15 protein-coding genes and 1 tRNA gene are annotated in these 18,168 nt (G+C 75.9%); 5 read left to right on the forward strand and 11 right to left on the reverse strand.

Annotated elements, in window-relative coordinates:
• Nucleotides 1–11: 11 nt before the first annotated feature.
• Together WAA21_RS06620 and WAA21_RS06625 are read right to left on the reverse strand one after the other, a co-directional pair.
• The gene (locus tag WAA21_RS06620) at nt 12–1,922 is read right to left on the reverse strand and encodes a diguanylate cyclase (protein ID WP_336921987.1); all 1,911 of its coding nucleotides are present in this window, start codon (nt 1,920–1,922) and stop codon (nt 12–14) included.
• A gap of 151 nt (nt 1,923–2,073) precedes the next feature.
• Nucleotides 2,074–3,540: an MFS transporter gene (locus WAA21_RS06625; RefSeq protein ID WP_336921988.1), complete on the reverse strand. Its 1,467-nt coding sequence runs from the start codon at nt 3,538–3,540 to the stop codon at nt 2,074–2,076.
• A gap of 105 nt (nt 3,541–3,645) precedes the next feature.
• Between WAA21_RS06625 and WAA21_RS06630 the strand changes: the two genes are divergently transcribed.
• The 3 genes from WAA21_RS06630 to WAA21_RS06640 are packed head-to-tail and all read left to right on the forward strand — an operon-like array spanning nt 3,646 to nt 5,558.
• Nucleotides 3,646–4,125: a DUF2975 domain-containing protein gene (locus WAA21_RS06630; protein WP_336921989.1), complete on the forward strand. Its 480-nt coding sequence runs from the start codon at nt 3,646–3,648 to the stop codon at nt 4,123–4,125.
• On the forward strand, nt 4,126–4,395 hold the full coding sequence (locus WAA21_RS06635; protein ID WP_336921990.1) for a helix-turn-helix domain-containing protein: 270 nt from the start codon (nt 4,126–4,128) through the stop codon (nt 4,393–4,395).
• A complete protein-coding gene (locus WAA21_RS06640; RefSeq protein ID WP_336921991.1) occupies nt 4,392–5,558 on the forward strand; it encodes an NAD(P)/FAD-dependent oxidoreductase in 1,167 nt (388 codons plus the stop codon). Before WAA21_RS06635 ends, WAA21_RS06640 begins: the two co-directional genes overlap by 4 nt.
• Before the next feature lie 7 nt (nt 5,559–5,565).
• Here WAA21_RS06640 and WAA21_RS06645 read toward each other — a convergent pair whose 3' ends face one another.
• On the reverse strand, nt 5,566–5,952 hold the full coding sequence (locus tag WAA21_RS06645; protein WP_336921992.1) for a phage holin family protein: 387 nt from the start codon (nt 5,950–5,952) through the stop codon (nt 5,566–5,568).
• A gap of 132 nt (nt 5,953–6,084) precedes the next feature.
• Between WAA21_RS06645 and WAA21_RS06650 the strand changes: the two genes are divergently transcribed.
• Nucleotides 6,085–6,157, forward strand: a tRNA-Arg gene (locus WAA21_RS06650).
• A 123-nt stretch (nt 6,158–6,280) separates the two neighbouring features.
• On the opposite strand, the gene WAA21_RS06655 is transcribed toward WAA21_RS06650, so the two are convergent.
• From WAA21_RS06655 to WAA21_RS06685, 7 genes are all read right to left on the reverse strand, one after another.
• Complete coding sequence (locus WAA21_RS06655; RefSeq protein WP_336921993.1) at nt 6,281–6,679, reverse strand: VOC family protein; 399 nt, start codon at nt 6,677–6,679, stop codon at nt 6,281–6,283.
• A 47-nt stretch (nt 6,680–6,726) separates the two neighbouring features.
• Nucleotides 6,727–8,652 (reverse strand): putative bifunctional diguanylate cyclase/phosphodiesterase, encoded by a 1,926-nt coding sequence (locus WAA21_RS06660; RefSeq protein ID WP_336921994.1) that lies wholly within the window; start codon nt 8,650–8,652, stop codon nt 6,727–6,729.
• 180 nt (nt 8,653–8,832) lie between these two features.
• Nucleotides 8,833–9,744 carry a potassium channel family protein gene (locus WAA21_RS06665; RefSeq protein ID WP_336921995.1) on the reverse strand — a complete coding sequence of 304 codons (912 nt, stop codon included), beginning with the start codon at nt 9,742–9,744 and terminating at the stop codon, nt 8,833–8,835.
• 48 nt (nt 9,745–9,792) lie between these two features.
• Complete coding sequence (locus WAA21_RS06670) at nt 9,793–10,959, reverse strand: mechanosensitive ion channel family protein (protein ID WP_336921996.1); 1,167 nt, start codon at nt 10,957–10,959, stop codon at nt 9,793–9,795.
• Between the two features lie 104 nt (nt 10,960–11,063).
• Nucleotides 11,064–13,136 carry a SpoIIE family protein phosphatase gene (locus tag WAA21_RS06675; protein ID WP_336921997.1) on the reverse strand — a complete coding sequence of 691 codons (2,073 nt, stop codon included), beginning with the start codon at nt 13,134–13,136 and terminating at the stop codon, nt 11,064–11,066.
• 88 nt (nt 13,137–13,224) lie between these two features.
• A complete protein-coding gene (locus tag WAA21_RS06680; RefSeq protein ID WP_336921998.1) occupies nt 13,225–14,847 on the reverse strand; it encodes a SpoIIE family protein phosphatase in 1,623 nt (540 codons plus the stop codon).
• 83 nt (nt 14,848–14,930) lie between these two features.
• Nucleotides 14,931–15,779, reverse strand: a complete 849-nt coding sequence (locus WAA21_RS06685) for a glucose 1-dehydrogenase (RefSeq protein WP_442893242.1) — start codon at nt 15,777–15,779, stop codon at nt 14,931–14,933.
• A gap of 160 nt (nt 15,780–15,939) precedes the next feature.
• Between WAA21_RS06685 and WAA21_RS06690 the strand changes: the two genes are divergently transcribed.
• Entirely contained in the window at nt 15,940–17,226 is a 1,287-nt protein-coding gene (locus tag WAA21_RS06690) for an EAL domain-containing protein (protein WP_336921999.1), read from the forward strand.
• On the opposite strand, the gene WAA21_RS06695 is transcribed toward WAA21_RS06690, so the two are convergent.
• Nucleotides 17,148–18,158 carry an LLM class F420-dependent oxidoreductase gene (locus WAA21_RS06695; RefSeq protein WP_336922000.1) on the reverse strand — a complete coding sequence of 337 codons (1,011 nt, stop codon included), beginning with the start codon at nt 18,156–18,158 and terminating at the stop codon, nt 17,148–17,150. The genes WAA21_RS06690 and WAA21_RS06695 overlap by 79 nt on opposite strands.
• Between the last annotated feature and the right edge of the window lie 10 nt (nt 18,159–18,168).

The raw sequence follows: 18,168 nt of genomic DNA on the forward strand, positions 1-18,168 counted from the left end.
GCCGGGCGCCCTCAGGGGCTCGCGGTCACCGACGGTGTCCCGGCGTCCACCCAGCCCGCGCTGCGGTCGCGCCCGAGCGTCTTGGCCCGGTACAGCGCCTGGTCGGCACGGCCGACGAGCACGGCGGGCTCGCCGAGGACGTCCGGCCGGGCGCTCGTGGCGTGACCGATGCTGACGGACACGCGCCCCGACGCCGCCCCGGGGTGGGGCAGCCCCGCCGCCCGCAGCCGGCGCAGGACCCGACGCGCCACCTTGTCGGCCGCCTCGGCGTCCGCGCCGGGCAGGAGCACGACGAACTCCTCGCCGCCGAAGCGGGCGACGAGGTCGCGCCCGCCCCGCACCGCCTCGGCCACCGACCCGGCGACGGCCCGGAGGCAGCGGTCGCCCGCGAGGTGCCCGAGGACGTCGTTGTAGACCTTGAAGTGGTCGACGTCGCACATGAGGACGCTCAACGGCTGACCCGTCCGCTCGTGCTCGTCCCACGCGGCCTGCAGGGCCGCGTCGAAGGAGCCCCGGTTCTGCAGGCCCGTGAGGCCGTCGACGAGGAGCGCGGCCCGCAGCCGCTCGTTCGCCTCCCGCAGCTCCGCCGTGCGCGAGGTCACGAGCTCCTCGAGGGCGGCGGCGTGCTCCTGCAGCTGCTCGGCACGGACCAGCCGCGCGAGCGCCGCGGTGAGCACGCGGTGCAGCGCCTCGCCGCTGAGGCGGTGCGCGGCGTCGTGCTCGTGCACGAGCACCCCGGTCTCGCGGTCGCCGTCGGTCAGCAGGTGGACGACGAGCAGGCCGTGGTCGAGCTGGGTCTCCACGCAGGTCGGCACCAGCCGCTCCAGCGCGAAGCGCGGCACCGGGCTGACGTCGACGTCCACACCGTGACCGTGCACGAGCTCGCCCTCGCCGTCGCGGGCACGCGAGAGCAGGACCCGCCGCAGCGGCGTGCGCGGCAGCAGGGCCGCCAGCTCCGCCCGCAGGTCCGGCGCGCTGGAGGCGCTCAGCAGACCCGGGTGGAGCAGGAGCAGCTCGTGGTTGCGGGCGGTGGTTCCCGCGGGGCCCGCGGGCACCGCCGGCCCCGGGTCCTCGCGCGCCGCCGCGGGGTCGGTCGAGCCGCGCACGACGAGCCGTGCCCTCGTCCGCACCCGTCGCGGCACGCGACCGCCCCGCAGCCGCGCGAGCAGGATCCGGGCGGCGCAGCGTCCCTGCTCCAGCAGGTCCTGGTCGAGGCTCGTGAGGCCGGGCTCGACCGCGACCGCGGCCTCGGTGGCGTCGAAGCCGACCACGGCGACGTCGTCGGGCACCCGCAGCCCGTGCACCGTGAGGGCGTCCACCACGCCCATCGCCATCTCGTCGTTGACGGCGAAGACGCAGTCCGGCGCACGGGTGCCGCCGACGGCGTCCTCGCGCAGCAGCGCCGTCGTGCGGCGGTAGGCGAGCTCGCGCGAGTAGCCCGCCCGCAGCAGGCGGACCTCGCCGCCGGGCACGCCCAGCTGCTCACAGGTGGCGAGGAACGCCGCCTCCCGCACGGTGCTGTCGGTGCTGTCCGCCATGCCGGCCACGAGCAGGGGGCGGCGTCGGCCGAGGCCCAGGAGGTGCCGTGCGGCGGCCGAGGCCCCTGCGGCGTTGTCGCAGCTGACGTCGGGCACCGCCGGGTGCGCGACCCCGAGGGTGACCAGCGGGACACCCGCCGCCTGCTCGAGGAGGTCGGCGACGCAGGCCTCGCCCGACACCGGGTCCATGACGGAGGTGAGGGCGACCGCGTCGACCGCCCCTCCCGCGACGACGCGGGCGAGCCAGCGGCCCCGGGTCACGGGCACCGGCGGCAGGACGACGACCAGCACGGACCCGCCCGCCGTGCCGATGACCTCGGACATGCCCGCGGCGATCCGGACGACGTAGTCGCCGAGGCCGTTGGCCACGAGCGCGACGCGCATGGGCCCTCCTCGTCCCGGCGGCGAGAGGACGCCCGGCGCGCCGCTCGACCCTGGTATCGGCCACCGGCTCCGGTGCCTGTAGCCACCCGGGGCGTTCCGCGGGCGGCGGGGCGCGGGCGGTTCCGACCGCGGTCCCGCCTCGCCGGCACCGTCACCTGCCGGTCCTGACCGCCTCCTCGGGGCGACGGGTCTGCCGGCGCGCCTCGGCGCGGCGGTCGAGGACGGCGACACCCAGGGCGACGAGCACGACGAGGACCGAGCCGCCGAGCGCGGCGGCGACCGCGCGGCGCGGGTCGGCGTCGGCGAGCACGACGTAGAACAGGGCCGGCAGGAGCGCGGTGCCGATGGCCGCGCCCACCCGCTGGCCGGTCTGCAGCGTGCCGCTCGCGACGCTCGCGGACCCCGGCGGCACGTCGGACAGCGTCATCGTCGTGTTGGGGGAGATCACGCACCCGCCGGCGACCCCGGCGAGCAGCAGCGCGGGCGCCGCCCAGAAGGCCGCGACCGCGGACGGCGCGAGGGCGAGCGCGACCGCCGTGAGCGCGAAGCCGGCGGCGACGCCCGCGAGCCCGAGCACCGTCAGCCGGCGCCCGAGCCGGCCCACCAGCCGTCCGGCCACCACGGCGGCGACGGCGGAGCCGATCGAGAACGGCGTGACGGCGAGGCCGGACTGCAGCGGCGTCCAGCCGAGCCCGGTCTGGAAGAAGATCGCGAGGACGAGGAAGACGCCGGAGAACCCGACGAAGTACACGCTGATGAGCGCGACGCCCGCGGCGTAGCCGGGCGTGCGGGTGACCAGGCGCGGGTCGAGCAGCGGCGCGCCGCCCCGCGCGACCACGCGGTGCTCCCAGCGGACGAAGAGCGCCCCGAGCGCGGCGGCGACGGCGAACAGCCACCAGAACCGCCGCAGGCCGCCCGCCTCGGCCGTCACGAGCGGGAGAAGCGCGGCGAAGGTCGCGAGGCCGAGCAGCAGCGTCCCGACGACGTCGAGCCGGAGCCGGCCGCGCGGCTCGTCGCGCGGCAGCAGCCGCAGCGCGAGCACGAGGGCGACGAGTCCGACGGGGACGTTGACGAAGAAGATCCACCGCCAGCCGTCCTCCCCGGGGGCGAGGGCGAGGATGCCGCCGCCGAGAACGGGGCCGAGGGCCGTCGCGAGCCCGATGGTCCCGCCGAGCCAGCCGAAGGCGCGCCCGCGCTCCTCGCGGGCGAAGAGCTGCTGGATGAGCCCCGCGTTCTGCGGCGTGAGCGCCCCGCCGGCCACGCCCTGCAGCAGCCGCGCCGCGACGAGCCACCAGATCGAAGGGGCGAGGCCCGCGAGCGCGCTGCACGCGACGAAGCCGGCGAGCCCCACCACGAACATGCGGCGCCGGCCCCACGCGTCGCCGAGCCGCCCGCCCGTCACGAGGACGAGGGCGAAGGTGAGCGTGTAGCCGGACACGACCCACTGCACCTGGGGGGCGCCGGTGTCGAGGTCGGACTGCAGCGACGGCAGCGCGACCGCGACGATCGTGACGTCGAGCAGCACGATGAACCCGGCGAGCAGGGTGACCGCGAGGGCCCGCCAGGGGTTCGGGACGGGCTGCTCGGTCGAGGCGTCCTGCTGGTCGTCCCTGGGCACCCCTCAGCATCCGGGCGCGGCGTCGTCGCCGCAAACCGGTGGACGCGTCGTCGACCACCCGCCTGACCGATTGACTTTCGATAGGTAGTGCGCGACTGTCGATGCATGCTGCTGGCCAGGCGCGCGGTCGCGCCGCTCCGGGTCCTGCTCGTGGTCGCCTTCGTCGCGCTCGTCGTCGCGCAGGTGCACACGCTGCCGGACCAGCTCGCCCGGCTCGCCGAGGCCAACCCCGACCTCGCCTACCTGCGGGCACCGGTGCTCGTGGTCTCGGTGCTGCACGTCGTGTGCCTGCAGGTCGTCGTGGTGTGCACGTGGCGGCTGCTCACGATGGTCGAGCAGGACCGCATCTTCACCGAGGCCTCCTCCCGCTGGCTCGACGCGATCGTCGCGGCCGTCGTCGTGGCGGAGCTGCTGCTGCTCGGCGAGGTCGCGCACCTGCTGCTCGCCTTCGGCCTCACCGGCCTGTCGTTCCTGCTCGGCCTCATGGCCGTCGCGGGGGCCGTGCTCGCCCTGCTGCTGCTCGTGGTGCGGGCGCTGCTGCTGCAGGCGACCGCGCTGCGCACCGACCTGGACGGGGTGATCTGAGTGCCCATCGTGGTGCGTATCGACGTCGAGCTCGCGCGCCGCAAGATGAAGGTCGGCGACTTCGCCGACGCGGTCGGCCTCACCCCCGCCAACGTCGCCGTGCTCAAGAACGGCCGGGCCAAGGCGATCCGGTTCAGCACGCTCGAGGCGATGTGCCGCGTGCTGCGGTGCCAGCCCGGCGACCTGCTCGAGTACGTCGCCGACGACGACGCAGCCGACGCGGCCGGGTCGGCCGGGGCGCTGCGCCTCGAGGCGGGGGAGGAGCGGTGAGCACCACGTGCGACGTCCTCGTGGTCGGGGCGGGTCTGGCCGGTCTGCGGGTCGCGACCCGGCTCGCCGCCAACGGGCACGAGGTCGTGCTCGTCGACCGCCGCCACGACCTGGCCGCGGCCGTTCGCACGACGGGCATCTTCGTCCGCCGGACGCTCGTCGACTTCGACCTGCCGGAGGAGCACCTCGGCCCGCCCATCCGACGGGTCGTGCTGTACCCGCCGAGCCTGCGCCGCCCGGTGGACCTCGCGAGCGACGTCGACGAGTTCCGCGTCGGCGACATGGGTCCGCTCTACGTCGCCTCGCAGGCCGCCGCCGAGCGTGCCGGGGTGCGGGTGCTGCTCGGCGCCCGTCTGGACGGGCTGCTGCGGACGCCGGCCGGCGTCGTGGTCCGGCTGGAGGGCCCGGACGGTGCGGGCCACGTGTGGTGCCGGTTCGTGGTCGGGGCCGACGGCGCGCGGTCCCGCGTGGCCCGTGAGCTCGGCCTCGACCGCAACACGCACCTGCTCGTCGGCGCGGAGGAGGTGTTCGGTGTCGCGCCGCAGGACCGGGAGCCGACCTTCCACTGCGTCGTCGACCCGCGGCTCGCGCCGGGCTACCTCGCGTGGGTCGTGGACGACGGCCGGCACGCCCACGTGGGCACCGCGGGCTACGCGCACCGCTTCGCCTCGCCGCTGCGACGGGTCGTGCAGGACGTGCACGAGGTGGCCCGCTCGGTCGGCGTGAGGCGTCCCGCCGACGTGGGCGTCGAGCAGCGGGGCGGGCCGATCCCGGTGGGGGGCCTGCTGCGCCGCATCGCCTCACCCGCGGGCCTGCTCGTGGGCGACGCGGCCGGCGCGGTGTCGCCGCTGACCGCGGGCGGGCTCGACCCGTGCCTGCGGTTGTCGGACCACGCCGCCGACGTGCTCACCGACGCGCTGCGCACCGGGCGGTCCGACGCGCTGCGGCACTACGACGGCGCCGCGCTGCGGGCCCGCTTCCGCGGCCGGCTGCTGCTGCGCGACGGTCTCGCGCGGGTCCGGGGGTCCCGTCAGGCCGAGGCGGCGTTCGCGGCGCTGCGCACCGGCCCGGGACGCGCGCTCGCCCGCAGGGTGCTGTTCGGGGACGGCTCGTTCCCCGACCCGCGCCCGGTGCCGGTCCCGGTCGGCGCGGTGAGGCGGTGAGGGCTGCTCAGCGCTCGACGCCGAGCGGGCGGCGCAGGACCGCGCCGACGATCCCGCCCACGACGGCGACGATCAGCGCGCCCCAGAACGCGGCCCAGAAGCCGTCGACGTCGAACGGCAGGCCGAGCCGTCCCGACAGCCACCCGGACAGCCAGAACAGCAGCCCGTTGACGACGAGCCCGAACAGGCCGAGCGTGAGCAGGTAGAGCAGGCAGCCGAGCGTCTTCGCCACGGGCTGCAGCACGGCGTTGACCACGCCGATCACGACCGAGACGACGAGCAGCGTCCACACCGCCTCGGCCGTGCCGCCCGCCCCCAGCTCGATGCCCGGCACGACGAGCGTCGCGAGCCACACGGCGACCCCGGTCGACAGCACCCTGACGAGGAACCTCACACCCCCGACGGTAGCGACCGCGCCCCCGGCGCGGTCGGGACGGCGTGTCGGGTCCGCCCCGGCGGGTTCGTACCCACGCCGGGGAGTCCGGTAGTCTTCTGCGGTCCGCGCCGCTCGACGGCGCAGGCGAGTGCGCCCGTAGCTCAACGGATAGAGCATCTGACTACGGATCAGAAGGTTGGGGGTTCGAGTCCCTCCGGGCGCGCGCAAGGTTGAGACAGAGGAGGCCCGGGTCGGCGGATGCGCCGGCCCGGGCCTCTGCTTCTGTCCACGGGCACTGCCTGGTGGGGGTGGCCGTACGGGAGCGGCCCGGCTCTCGGGTCCCGGATCAGAGGTCCTGCGCGACCTCCCACACGATGCCCGCCGGGGAGCGGAACGCCGCGGTCCGCTTGCCCCACGGCTGGTCGACGGGGCCGTTGAGCAGCGGGACGCCGCGACGGCCGAGCTCGGCGCAGACCGCGTCGACGTCGTCGACCCAGAGGCTGAGGAGCATGCGGGCCGTCTCGCCGACCGCGGCCGAGCGCGCCGGGGCGACGAGGTCGCCGACGGCGTCGGCGCGCAGCATGTTGAGCAGCGTGGCGCCGAGACGGACGACGGCCGACTGCTCGTCGGCGAGCACGGGCGTCAGCCCGAGAGCGTCGCGGCAGAAGGCCGCCTCCGCCTCGACGTCGAGCACGAACACGGTGAGGGCGCCGAGGGCCTCGGCGCCGGGCAGCAGGTCGGTCACGGGTGGTGGACCGTGGCCGGCCCGGGGACTCACCGGTCGGGCGGGCCTCAGCCGGCGGTGGCGACGTCCGCGTCGCGGGTCACGGCCGCGGGACCCACCTGGTCGAGCAGCCAGCCGTCGACCTCGTCGGCGGCCATCGGCCTGGCCAGCAGGAACCCCTGCACCTCGTCGCACCCGAGCTCGCGCAGCCGGTCACGGACCCCGGGCGTCTCGACGCCCTCGGCGACGACCGTCATGCCGAGGTCGTGCCCCAGCATGACGACCGAGCGTGCTACCGCCTCGTCGCGCGCGTCCTCGAGCAGGTGGGTGACGAAGCGGCGGTCGATCTTGAGGCTGTTGACGGGCAGCGTCTTGAGGTACGACAGGCTGGTGTAGCCGGCGCCGAAGTCGTCGATGGCCACGGAGACGCCGAGCGCCTGGAGCCGTCGCAGCGTGTCCAGCGCCCGCTCGGGCTCGGCCATCACCGCCGTCTCGGTGATCTCCAGCTCGAGCAGCGACCCGGACAGACCGGTCTCCGCGAGCAGGTCGACGACCGTGAGGGGCAGGTCGGGGTCGAGGAGCGTCTGCGGAGAGATGTTGACGGCCACGCCGACGTCGTGTCCGGCGGCCTGCCAGTCGGCGCACCGGCGGACCGCCTCGCGCAGCACCCACCACGTCAGGGGCCGCATGAGCGCCGTCCGCTCCGCCAGCGGCACGAACTGCGCGGGCTGCAGCAGGCCGTGGGCCGGGTGCTCCCAGCGCACGAGCGCCTCGAAGGCGACGGTGCGGCTCTCCCGCACCGCCACCTTGGGCTGGAAGTACAGGCGGAGCTGACCCTCGGTGATGGCGGTCCGGAGGTCCGACAGCAGCCGGAGCTGGTCGGCGTCGTGCGGGTCGGCCGCCTCGTCGTAGCGGCGGCTGCCGCCGCCGTCTCGCTTGGCCTGGTACATGGCGACGTCCGCGCGCCGCAGCAGCGTGCCGAGGTCGTCGCCGTCGGCCGGGCTGACCGCGACTCCGACGCTGACGCCCACCTCCAGCGAGACCCCGTCGACGTCGAAGGGCTGTCGGACCGCACGCTCGACCGAGTCCGCCACGACGAGCGCGGCCTCGGTCGTCGGCAGCCGGCTCGCCAGCACGGCGAACTCGTCGCCCCCGAGCCGGACCACGGTGTCGCCCGGTCGGACGGCACCGGCGAGCGCACGCGCGACCAGCTCCAGCAGCCGGTCACCGACCGCGTGCCCGAGGCTGTCGTTGACGAGCTTGAAGCCGTCGAGGTCCAGCACGAGGAGGGCGGACTGCTCGTGCGCCGGACCGCGCCGCCGGAGGAGGTCCCCGGCTGCCCGCCCCAGCAAGGCCCGGTTGCCGAGGCCGGTGAGCGGGTCGTGGAGCGACTCGTGCTCGCGCGCGACCGCCCGACGACGGACCCCGACGACCACGAGCACCATGACGACGACGAGCGCCCCCGACGCGCCGTACAGCCGGCGTGCGGTGTCGCGCAGCGCAGCGGCCACGGTGTCCTGGGCGAGGAGCACCTCGACGACCACGCCGCTGTCGACCGGTAGCACGTCCGGCCGCACGAGCACCGTGGCCGTGGGTTCCCGTCCCTCGTCGCGCTCGAAGACGACCTGCGGGCCACGGGTCGTCACGGCGTCGAGCAGGGCCAGCTCGTCCGCGCTCAGGGGGTCGCCGTCGGAGTGGTCGCTCAGCAGCACCGCGCCGTCGGGGCCGAGGACCTGCACGCCCACGACACGGCCCTTCTCGACGAGGTGGTCGACTGCGGCGAGGACTCGGTCGTGGTGGGGGCCGGCGCGCAGGTCGCCGACCGGGTCCGTGCGGTCGAGGCCGGGCTCGACGGCGGCGTCCACGACGAGCTGCGCCTCCGCGACGAGGTCGTCGAACAGGCGCCGCGACTCCTGCCGCTCGAGTGCCACGGCGCCCAGCACCAGGCCGAGCACGGCCACGACGAGCAGCGCGGCCAGGGCGCGCCAGGTCACGAGCCAGCGACCCGCGGGACTCCTCGGGGCTCCGGCACGTGTCACACCGATGTACTCGGCCGCCACGCCGCGCAGGTGAGGGCGGTCCGTCGTCACCACCCGTCCGGACGGGGCGTGACGACCCGGGCCGGGGGCCTCCGTGGCGCGGGGGCGCCGACACACCGCGACGTCGGGCGGGCCTCAGCCGGCGCGGCCGTGGTCGACGGCGTAGGCGCGGAAGACGTCGCGCGCCGCCACCGCCCCGTCCTCACCCGTCCCCTCGACGTGCCGGCGCAGCAGACCCTGGTCCACGAGGGCGCGGGCGAGGCCGTCCGCCGAGCGCTCGAGCAGCTCACCGGCCAGTCGCGTCTCCTCGGCGGGCGCGTGACGGGCTGCGCGCGCGAGCGCGGGTACGTAGCCGACGGTCGCCGCGAGGCTCTCGTCGTCCGTCGCGTCCTGGAAGAAGTACGACTCCGGGTGCTGGACGAGGTCGACCTGCACGCGGGCGAGCTCGCCCGACAGCGGCTCCAGCAGGCCGAGGGCCGCGGTGCCCTCCAGCCGCGCCACACGGTCGGCTGCCGCGCACGAGCGCAGCCCGTCGAGCCGCACCGCGAGCGCGCGACGCCGGCCCAGCGCCGGGTACACCTGCTGCACCCACGACACCGCGGCCGTGATGAGGGCGAAGCCCGTCAGCGCCTGCAGCGGCGCGACGAGGCGCAGCCACGCCTGCTGCGGCACGAGGTCGCCGTAGCCGAGCGTCGCCAGGGTGACGAGCGAGAAGTACGCGGCGTCGACGACCTGCGAGCGCAGGTCCGACAGGAGCGTCGGCCCGTACGACAGGCCCTCGGGCACGTGCGGCAGGTACACGAGCGACCAGCCGAGCGCCGTGCCGCCGGTCCAGGCCACGATCACGAGGACGAGGCCGGCCGGCCCGCTGACCCGGCGTAGCCGCCCGTCACGGAGGCCGGTGACCGCCCACGTGCCGCGCAGGACGGCCGTGGCGACGCGACCCTGCCCGCTCGGGTGGAAGATCGTGAGGAAGATGTCGCGGAGCACCGCCGCGACCGTGACGGCGCCGAGGACGGTGAGCACCACCTGCGCGGCGGTGCTCACCGTCCTCGGTCCCTCGTCCGAGGCTGCGGCGCGGTCAGCAGCGCGGGGTCACCACCGACGGTCCTGCTGCTCCTGAGGCTGGGTGGCGTCGTCGGTGAGGTCGACCTCGCGCCGGTCCTCCTGCTCCGCCCGCGGCCGCTCGAGGTCCTCGTAGCTGCCGTACCCGCTGCCGTACCCGCCGCCGTACGCGTTGTCGTACCCGCTGTCGCCGGCGGTGTCGTAGGAACCCTCGCGCCGCCCCTGGTAGGCCCCCTCCCGGGGCTCGCCCCAGGCGTCGCCGCCCTGCTCCTCGTACGCGTCCTCGCGCGCGCCGTAGCCCGCGGCGTACGCGCCGGAGCCGGCGTCGCGCTCCTGCCCGCCCCGGACCGGCTCGCCCCGGCCCTCCTGCTCGGCCTGCCGTGCCCGCTCGGCCTGCCGGGCCTGCTCCTCCTCGTGCGCCCGACGCGCCTCGGCCTCGCGCTCCTGGGCGGCGCGCTCCTGGGCCTCCCGCTGCTCGGAACGCTGCTGCTCCAGCGCCGCCTCGGCCGCGCGGTCCGCGCGGGTGCGCTCGACCTCGCGCTTGACGTTCTCGGTCTCGCGGCCGGCGGTGTCGAGGTAGCCCTCCCAGCGCGACTGCATGGGGCGCACGAGGCCACCACCCACGCCGACCACGAGGATGCCGCCGATCGTGGCGAGGACGGCGATGAGGACGGGGGTGGTCACGGTGGTGGCGATGCCGACCTGGTTGAGGGCGGCGATGACGCCGATGCCGATGATGAAGACGCTCGCGATGGTCGCGAGGGCGCGGCCGTAGGACAGGCCGCCGAGCGTGCCGGCGATGAGGTCCTTCACCGCGGAGGCGATGGCGGCCGCCACGACGACGATGACGATGGCGACGACGAGGCGCGGCAGGAACGCGATGATGCCCGTCAACAGCTCGCTCACCGGGTTGGGCCCGAAGACCCCGAAGGCCAGCTGCAGCACGAGCAGCAGCAGCGCGTAGAAGACGAGCTTCGACACGATGGTCGAGGCGTCGTAGCGGCTGCGCTGCAGGGCGCGGGCGATGCCGCCGCGCTCGACGGCGCGGTCGAAGCCGACGCGCTCGAGCACCTTGTCGACGGCCTTGGCGAGCAGGCGGGCGAGGACCCAGCCCACGACGAGGATGAGAAGGAACGCGACGAGCCGGGGCACGAAGTCCGCGACCGTCACCCAGGCGGCGTTCAGGGGCTCTGTCATGGGAACCTCCGGGAGCAGGGGACGTCAGGGTGGGCGCCGGAGCGCTCGCAGCCGCAGTACCCGACCACCCGGATCTCACACCCCGGCCTCCGGCGGGGCCGACCTCACGCGGGCGGGGCGCCGCCGTCGTGCACCTCGAACCACACCCGGTGCCCCGCCGTCGTGCGCTGCACGCCCCAGGCGTCGACGAGCCCGTCGACGAGGGTGAGGCCGCGTCCCCTCGTCGCGTCGTCGGCGACGTCCTGCGCCTGCGCCTCGCCGCGGCGGCCCCGGTCGACGACCTCCACCCACACCCGGCCCTCGCCGTGACGGGCGGTGAGGGTGCCGCTCGTGCCGGCGTGCAGCACGACGTTCGTCACGACCTCGGTGAGGGCGGCCTCGAGGTCGTCCTCGCGCGAGGTGGCGTGCCAGCCTCGCAGCTGCGCCCGCAGCCAGCTGCGCGCGGTGCGGGGCGCGGTCGCGTCGCCCGGCAGGGTCGTGCGGGCGGTCGAGTGCGGGGCCGTCGTCCGGCCGAGGGCGAGGACGGCCGTCTCGCGCGCCCCGTCGTGGCCGTCGAGCAGGCGGCTGCCGACCTCGAAGGGGTCGGCGGCGCGCACCGCGGCCACCGTGTCGACGACGTGGCCCATCGCCTCGGCGACGGTCTCCCCGGGCCGCTCCAGTAGCCCGTCGGAGTACAGGACGAGCAGGTCGCCCGCCGAGAGCTCCACCGTCGTGACCGGGCGCTCGCCCGGCACCCCCAGCGGCGGGCCGACGTCGCACGCCAGCTGCTCCGTCGAGCCGTCGCGACGCCGGAGCACCGGCGTCGGGTGCCCAGCCGAGGCGATCCGCACGCAGTCCTCGGTGAGGTCGACGAGCGCGTACACGAGCGTGAGGGAGCCGTCCTCGCTCGCGGCCTCGCTCGCCTCGCTGAGGCTGCGGAACACGCGGTCCCCCTCGTGCAGCACGGCGGAGGGTGACGGGTCGACGAGCGCGAGCGCGCGCAGCGCGGCCCGTGCCTGGCCCATGAGCACCGTCGCGGGGACCCCTCGACCGACGACGTCACCGACGAGCAGGGCGAGCCGACCGTCCCCGACCGAGACGGCGTCGTAGAAGGCGCCGCCGACCTCGGTCGCGGCGGAGGCGCTCGAGGCGGGCTCGTGCCGGCCCTCCACGAGCACGCCGTCCGGCGCGGGCAGGCGGTCCGGCAGCAGGCTGCGCTGCAGGAGCCAGCCGGTGCCGCGCTGCTCCTCGAAGAGCCGGGCGCGCACGAGGGCGCGGCCGGCGAGGGCGGCCGCGGAGGTCATGAGGGCCCGCTCGTCGGTGCTGAACGGACCCGGCACCTCGCGCCCGAGGCTCAGCAGCCCGCGCGGGCCGTCCGGGCCGGTGCCGAGGGGGAGCAGGGCGACGCTGCGCAGCGCCCGGTCGGCGGCGTCGAGCTCGACGACCCCGTCGAGGGTCGGCACGTCGGGCGGGGCGACCTCGCCCGCGCCCATCTCCTCCAGCCACACGGGCTCGCCCCGTTCCGCGACCGCCGCGACGCGCGCGTCGGGGCGCGGCGTCGGCGCGGACCACATGAGGGGGAGCCGCTCGGCGGCCGGGTCGGAGACGTCCGCCGCGAGCCGGCGAGCGGTCGTCCAGCCGCCGCGGGCCGGCTCCTCGAGCCACACCCGCGCGTAGGTGGGCCCCGGCTGGGCGACGGCGTGCCGGAGGAGCGCGCGCACGACGTCGTCGAGGGTCAGCGCCTCCGACAGCTCCGCGGCGAGCCGGCCGAGCCGGTCGATGACCGAGCGGCCCTGCGTCGTCTCGACCGCGACGGTGAGGATGCCCGTGACCCGGCCGTCGGCGGCCCGGACCGGCGAGTGCGACCGGGTCCACGTCCGCTCGCCCCGGTCGACGTGCTCGAGCACGCCGCGGCCCTCCCGCACGACCCCGTCGGCGCCGTGCTGCCAGCCGCGCTGCCAGACGTCGCCGAGCACCTGCGCCGCGGGCGCGCCGTACGCGGCGGGGTGGGCCGTGCCGAGCAGCTCGGCGAAGGCGGCGTTGTACAGCATGCGCAGCTCGGGGCCGTGCGCGTACGACATGGGCAGCGGCGAGGCGAGGACGAGGTCGACGGCACCACGGAGCGCCGCGTCGTCCGCGTCGGCGCCGAGCACACCGAGGACCACGGCGTCCGCAGCGGCAGGACTGCCGGACGTCATGCTGCTGTGTACCCGGTGCGGGGGGTCGTCAACCAGCAGGTCCGGACCGACACGCCACCAGCGGGCGTGTGGTGCGGCCCGGTGGTCCTCAGTCGGCGCGGTGCCGGACGGCGACGAGGGCGATGTCGTCCTCGGGGTCGCCACCCACCTGCTGCAGCAGCAGGTCGCACAGCTGCTCCAGGCCGAGGCCGTGCAGGCCCTCGGCCGCGGTGCGCAGCCGGTCCAGCCCGAGCTCGAGCCCGACGTCGCGGCGCTCGACGAGCCCGTCGGTGTAGAGCACGAGCGTCGCGCCCGGCGGCAGGTGGGTGCGGCTGTCCCGCCGCTCCGTCGTCGGGTCGATCCCGAGCATGAGGTCGGGGTCGGACCACAGCAGGCGCACGGTGCCGTCGGGCTCGAGCAGCAGGGGCGGCAGGTGCCCTGCGCTCGACCACTCGATCGTCGTGCCGTCGCCGCCGTCCCCGCCCCCGAGCCCCGCGACCATGACGACCGCGCTCGACATGGCCGACAGCGACAGCCGGTCCATCGCCCGGTCCAGCGCCCCGAGGACGCGCGAGGGCGGCGTGCCGACGCTGAGCGCGACGCCGCGCAGCACGTTGCGCAGCTGGCCCATGACCGCCGCGGCCTGCTGGTCGTGCCCGGCGACGTCCCCGATGACGAGGCAGGCGTCGTCCTGGGACAGCCGGAACGCGTCGTACCAGTCCCCGCCGACCCGGCTGTCGTTGCGCGCCGGCAGGTAGCGCACCGCGACGTCCAGCGGCGCGAGGTCGGGCGGGTCTGTGAGCATGCTGCGCTGAAGCGCCTCCGACATCGCCCGTGCGGCGGCGGCCTCGGAGCGCTCGGCCTGGCGCGCGAGGACGCGGTCGAAGGCGGCGGCGAGGGCGCGTCCCACGAGGACGAGGAAGTCCCGGTACGGGCCGTCCTCCGGCACGAGGGGGTTGAGCCGCACGACGAGCAGCGGCCGCCGGGATCGCGGCCCGTGGACGGGCACGGTGAGCCACGCGACCCGCCCCTGCGGGCCGTCGACGAGGACCAGGTCCTCCTCGGCCTGCTCCGCCGGGGGCAGGGGGTCGTGCCACACGGCGTCGGAGACCTGCGACGCGCCGTCGACGAGCAGCTCGACCTGCGGCAGGTCGTCGTGGGCCTTGCCGAGCAGGTCGGTCGCGACGGCCACGAGCTCCGCCGGCTCGTCGACGTCGGCCAGGACCATGCCGAGCCGCGTGAGCACGTCGAGGCGGCGCCGGTCCAGGACCTGCGCGGTGGTCTCCAGCGCGATGTCGAGCAGCCCGAGCACCTCCCCGTCGGGTGCCCGGACGGGGGAGTAGCAGTACGTGAAGTACCCCTCGTCGAGCGAGCCGTTGCGCTCCATGTCGAGGCGCATGTCGAGGGGGAAGGTCGCCACGCCGGTCTCGCGCACCCCGTCGAGCAGGGGTGCGATGTCGGTCCAGATCTCCGGGAAGATCTCCTTCGCGGGCCGGCCGAGCGCCTGCGGGTGCTTCTCGCCGATCAGCCTGGCGTACGCCTCGTTGTAGACGAGCGTGTACTCCGGACCCCACAGCAGCGTGACGGCGAAGCGCGTGGCCAGGACGGCCTGCAGCGTGTGACGCAGCTCGGGCGACCAGCCCTCGGGGCAGCCGAGCGGGGACGCGTCCCAGTCGACGGCCTCGTAGGCACCGCGGAGCGCCCCGGTCGCCTCCAGCAGCGGTCCTCGCACGCACGGACGGTATACGCCCCGGCGGCGCCGTGCTCGCCCTGGGCCGTCGTGTCACCCGGGGGCCACGGCGCCGTGACCGACCGTCACAGCACCGGGCGGCCGCCGGTCACCGCGACGCGGGCGCCGGACACGTAGCTGCCGTCGTCGCTCGCGAGCAGCACGTAGACGGGCGCCAGCTCCCTGGGCTGGCCGGGGCGCCCGAGCGGGGTGTCGCCGCCGAAGGACGCGACCTTCTCCGCGGGCATGGTCGACGGGATGAGCGGGGTCCACACGGGACCCGGCGCGACGCTGTTGACACGGATGCCCCGCTCACCGAGCAGCTGGGCGAGGCTCGCGGAGAAGTTGGCGATGGCGGCCTTCGTCGCGGCGTACGGCGCGAGCGTCGGTGACGGGGTGTCTGAGTTCACCGAGGAGCTGTTGATGATCGAGGCGCCCTCCCCCATGTGCGGCAGGGCCGCCTTCGTGAGCCAGAACATGGCGTGGACGTTCGTCGCCCACGTGCGCTGCCACTCCTCGTCGCTCACCTCCTCGATGGTCTCGTGGTTCATCTGGAAGGCCGCGTTGTTGACGAGCACGTCGATGCCGCCCAGCTCCTCGACCGCACGGCGGACGATGGTGCGGCAGGTCTCCGGGTCGGAGATGTCGCCCTCCACGAGCACGGCGCGCCGGCCGGCCTCCTCGACCCAGCGGGCCGTCTCCTGCGCGTCGCCCTCCTCCGACAGGTAGGAGACGACGACGTCGGCACCCTCGCGGGCGAACGCGATCGCGACGGCCCGGCCGATGCCGCTGTCGCCGCCGGTCACCACGGCGCGCTTGCCCTCGAGGCGGCCGTGGCCGACGTAGCTGTGCTCACCGCAGTCCGGCACGGGGGTCATGTCGGCCTGCGTGCCGGGCGGCTGCTGCTGCTGGGCGGGCTGGAGGTCGTCGCTCACGAGCAGTGCCTACCCCCGTCGGGCCGCCGCACACCCGCCCGCGGTGCGCGCGCGGCGGCCGGGTGCTCAAGGCGGGGCGTCCCCCGCCCGATGACCGGGTCGAGCGCCTCCGCACCTCCAGCCCACGGGTGAGCGGCGCCTCCCACACCACGGAGGACGGATGCCCAGCCCCACCGACCCCGGGTGCCCCGCGGCCGGACCGGCCGGCGCCGCGTGCGCGTCGTGCACGTGCGCGCGCGCCGACGGGCCGGCACCCGGTGGTGGGCTGCTGCTCGCCTCCGCGGTCGGTCACACCCTGACCGCGCTGCGCTCGCTGGCCCGCCGGCTCGGTACGCCGCTGCACGTGCAGACCACGGGCCTGCTCCGCCTGGACACGGACGCCGCCGGGACGCAGGGCTTCCTCGCCGCCGCGGCGGCGGAGCTCACGCCCGTCGAGGCGGCGGAGGTCCGGGTCCTCGGCCTCCGGGGCGCCGGCGGCGACCTGCTCGACGGCGCCGTGGCCGCCGACGACCTCGTCGGCCGGTCGCTCCTCGCCCGCGCCATGCGCGCGCCGTCGCTCGCCACCGAGGCCGCGCGCCGCGACAACGCGCACCTGCTCCCGCTGCTGCACGCCGAGTCGACCGCGTTCCACAGCGTGTTCCAGCCGATCGTCCGGCTCGAGGACCCAACGGTCGTCGTCGGGCACGAGGCCCTGCTGCGGGCGGTGCGGGACGACGGCACGCCCGTCATGCCCGGCGACCTCTTCGCCGCGGCGGAGCAGGCCGGCTGGACGAACCTGCTCGACCGCGTCGGACGCACGACCGCGCTGCGGGACGCCGGGCCGTGGCTCGGCGACGCGCTGCTGTTCATCAACTTCGTGCCGACGTCCATCTACCGCCCCGAGGTGTGCCTGCGCACCACCGAGCGGGCGGCGGCGCTCGCGGGCGTCCGTCTCGAGCAGGTGGTGTTCGAGGTCGTGGAGTCCCACGACCTGCCCGACGTCGAGCACCTCGAGCGGGTGTTCGCCTACTACCGCTCGCAGCGGTGCAAGGTCGCCCTCGACGACCTCGGTTCCGGTTTCTCCTCGCTCAACCGCCTGGTCCGGCTGCGGCCGGACCTCGTCAAGCTCGACCGCGAGCTCGTGCAGTCGCTGCCGGGCCGGACCGCCGCCGCGGTCGTGGAGGCGGTCGTGCGCATCGTGGGCTCCTACGGCGGGCAGGTGCTCGCGGAGGGCGTGGAGACGCGGGAGCAGGCCGCCGCGGCCCGGGCCCTCGGGGTCGAGCTCGGCCAGGGCTGGCTCTTCGGGCGGCCCGTGCGCCGCGAGGGAGCCCGGTCCGCGGCTGTGCCCTCGGCCCGCCGGCGCGGGCCCACGCCCGGACCGACCGGTGGTCAGGCCTGCAGGGCCGGCAGCACCTCCTGCTCGAACAGCTCGACCCCGCTGAGGTCGGTGGCCGCCTCGGGGAAGTAGGCGATCGCGTACGTCATGCCCGCCTCGACGACGGGGCGCAGCTTCTCGACGACCTGCTCGGGGGTCCCCACACCGGGCAGGTGCGGTGCGACGGAGCCCATCTCGCGCTCGGCCGCCTCCGCGCCGACGACGGACTCCAGCACGGCGCGCCGCTGGGCGAGGCGCTCCGCGACCTCAGCCTCGTCACGGCCGAGCACGACGTTGTAGTTCGCGCTCCGGACGATCTCGTCGAAGTCCCGTCCGACGTCGCGGCAGTGCCCCGCGAGCACCTCGGACTTGTGGTGGAAGCCCTCGAGCGTGCCGTCGAAGTTCGTGTACGCGGCGTGCTCGGCCGCGATGCGGAGCGTCTTGCGCTCGCCGCCGCCGGCGACCCACAGCGGGATGCCGCCCTCCTGGAGCGGCAGCGGCCGGCACAGGGCGCCGTCCGTGCGGTAGTGGCTGCCCTCGAAGGTCGACGACCCGGTGCGCCACAGGTCCGACATGATCTGCACGCCCTCGGCGAGGGCGGCGAGGCGCTCACCGGCGGAGGGGAAGCCGTAGCCGTAGGCGCGCCACTCGTGCTCGTACCAGCCCGCCCCGATGCCCATCTCGACCCTGCCGCCGGATACGACGTCGACCGTCGCCGCGACCTTCGCGAGGTACGCGGGGTTGCGGTAGGCCATGCACGTGCACATCTGCCCGAGCCGGACCCGGGTGGTGACCGCGGCGAGCGCGCCCATGAGCGTCCACGCCTCGTGCGTCGCCTCCTCGGTCGGCTGCGGCACGGTGTGGAAGTGGTCGTAGACCCAGACCGACTCCCACGGGCCGGCCTCGGCGCGCTCCGCCACGCGACGCATCGCGGCCCACTGGTCGGCGGGCTCGGTGCCCACGAGGTCGAGCCGCCAGCCCTGCGGCACGAACAGTCCGACGCGAAGGCGCTCTCCTGAGGTCACGTACCGACGC

It is taken from the genome of Aquipuribacter sp. SD81 (assembly GCF_037153975.1).
In the GTDB taxonomy this organism is placed as follows: Bacteria; Actinomycetota; Actinomycetes; order Actinomycetales; family JBBAYJ01; genus Aquipuribacter.

Coding starts and splice junctions, on each gene's coding strand:
- WAA21_RS06620 (WP_336921987.1), bottom strand. CDS start 1,922: ATGCGCGTCGCGCTCGTGGCCAACGGCCTCGGCGACTACGTCGTCCGG.
- WAA21_RS06630 (WP_336921989.1), top strand. CDS start 3,646: ATGCTGCTGGCCAGGCGCGCGGTCGCGCCGCTCCGGGTCCTGCTCGTG.
- WAA21_RS06670 (WP_336921996.1), bottom strand. CDS start 10,959: ATGACAGAGCCCCTGAACGCCGCCTGGGTGACGGTCGCGGACTTCGTG.
- WAA21_RS06675 (WP_336921997.1), bottom strand. CDS start 13,136: ATGACGTCCGGCAGTCCTGCCGCTGCGGACGCCGTGGTCCTCGGTGTG.
- WAA21_RS06690 (WP_336921999.1), top strand. CDS start 15,940: ATGCCCAGCCCCACCGACCCCGGGTGCCCCGCGGCCGGACCGGCCGGC.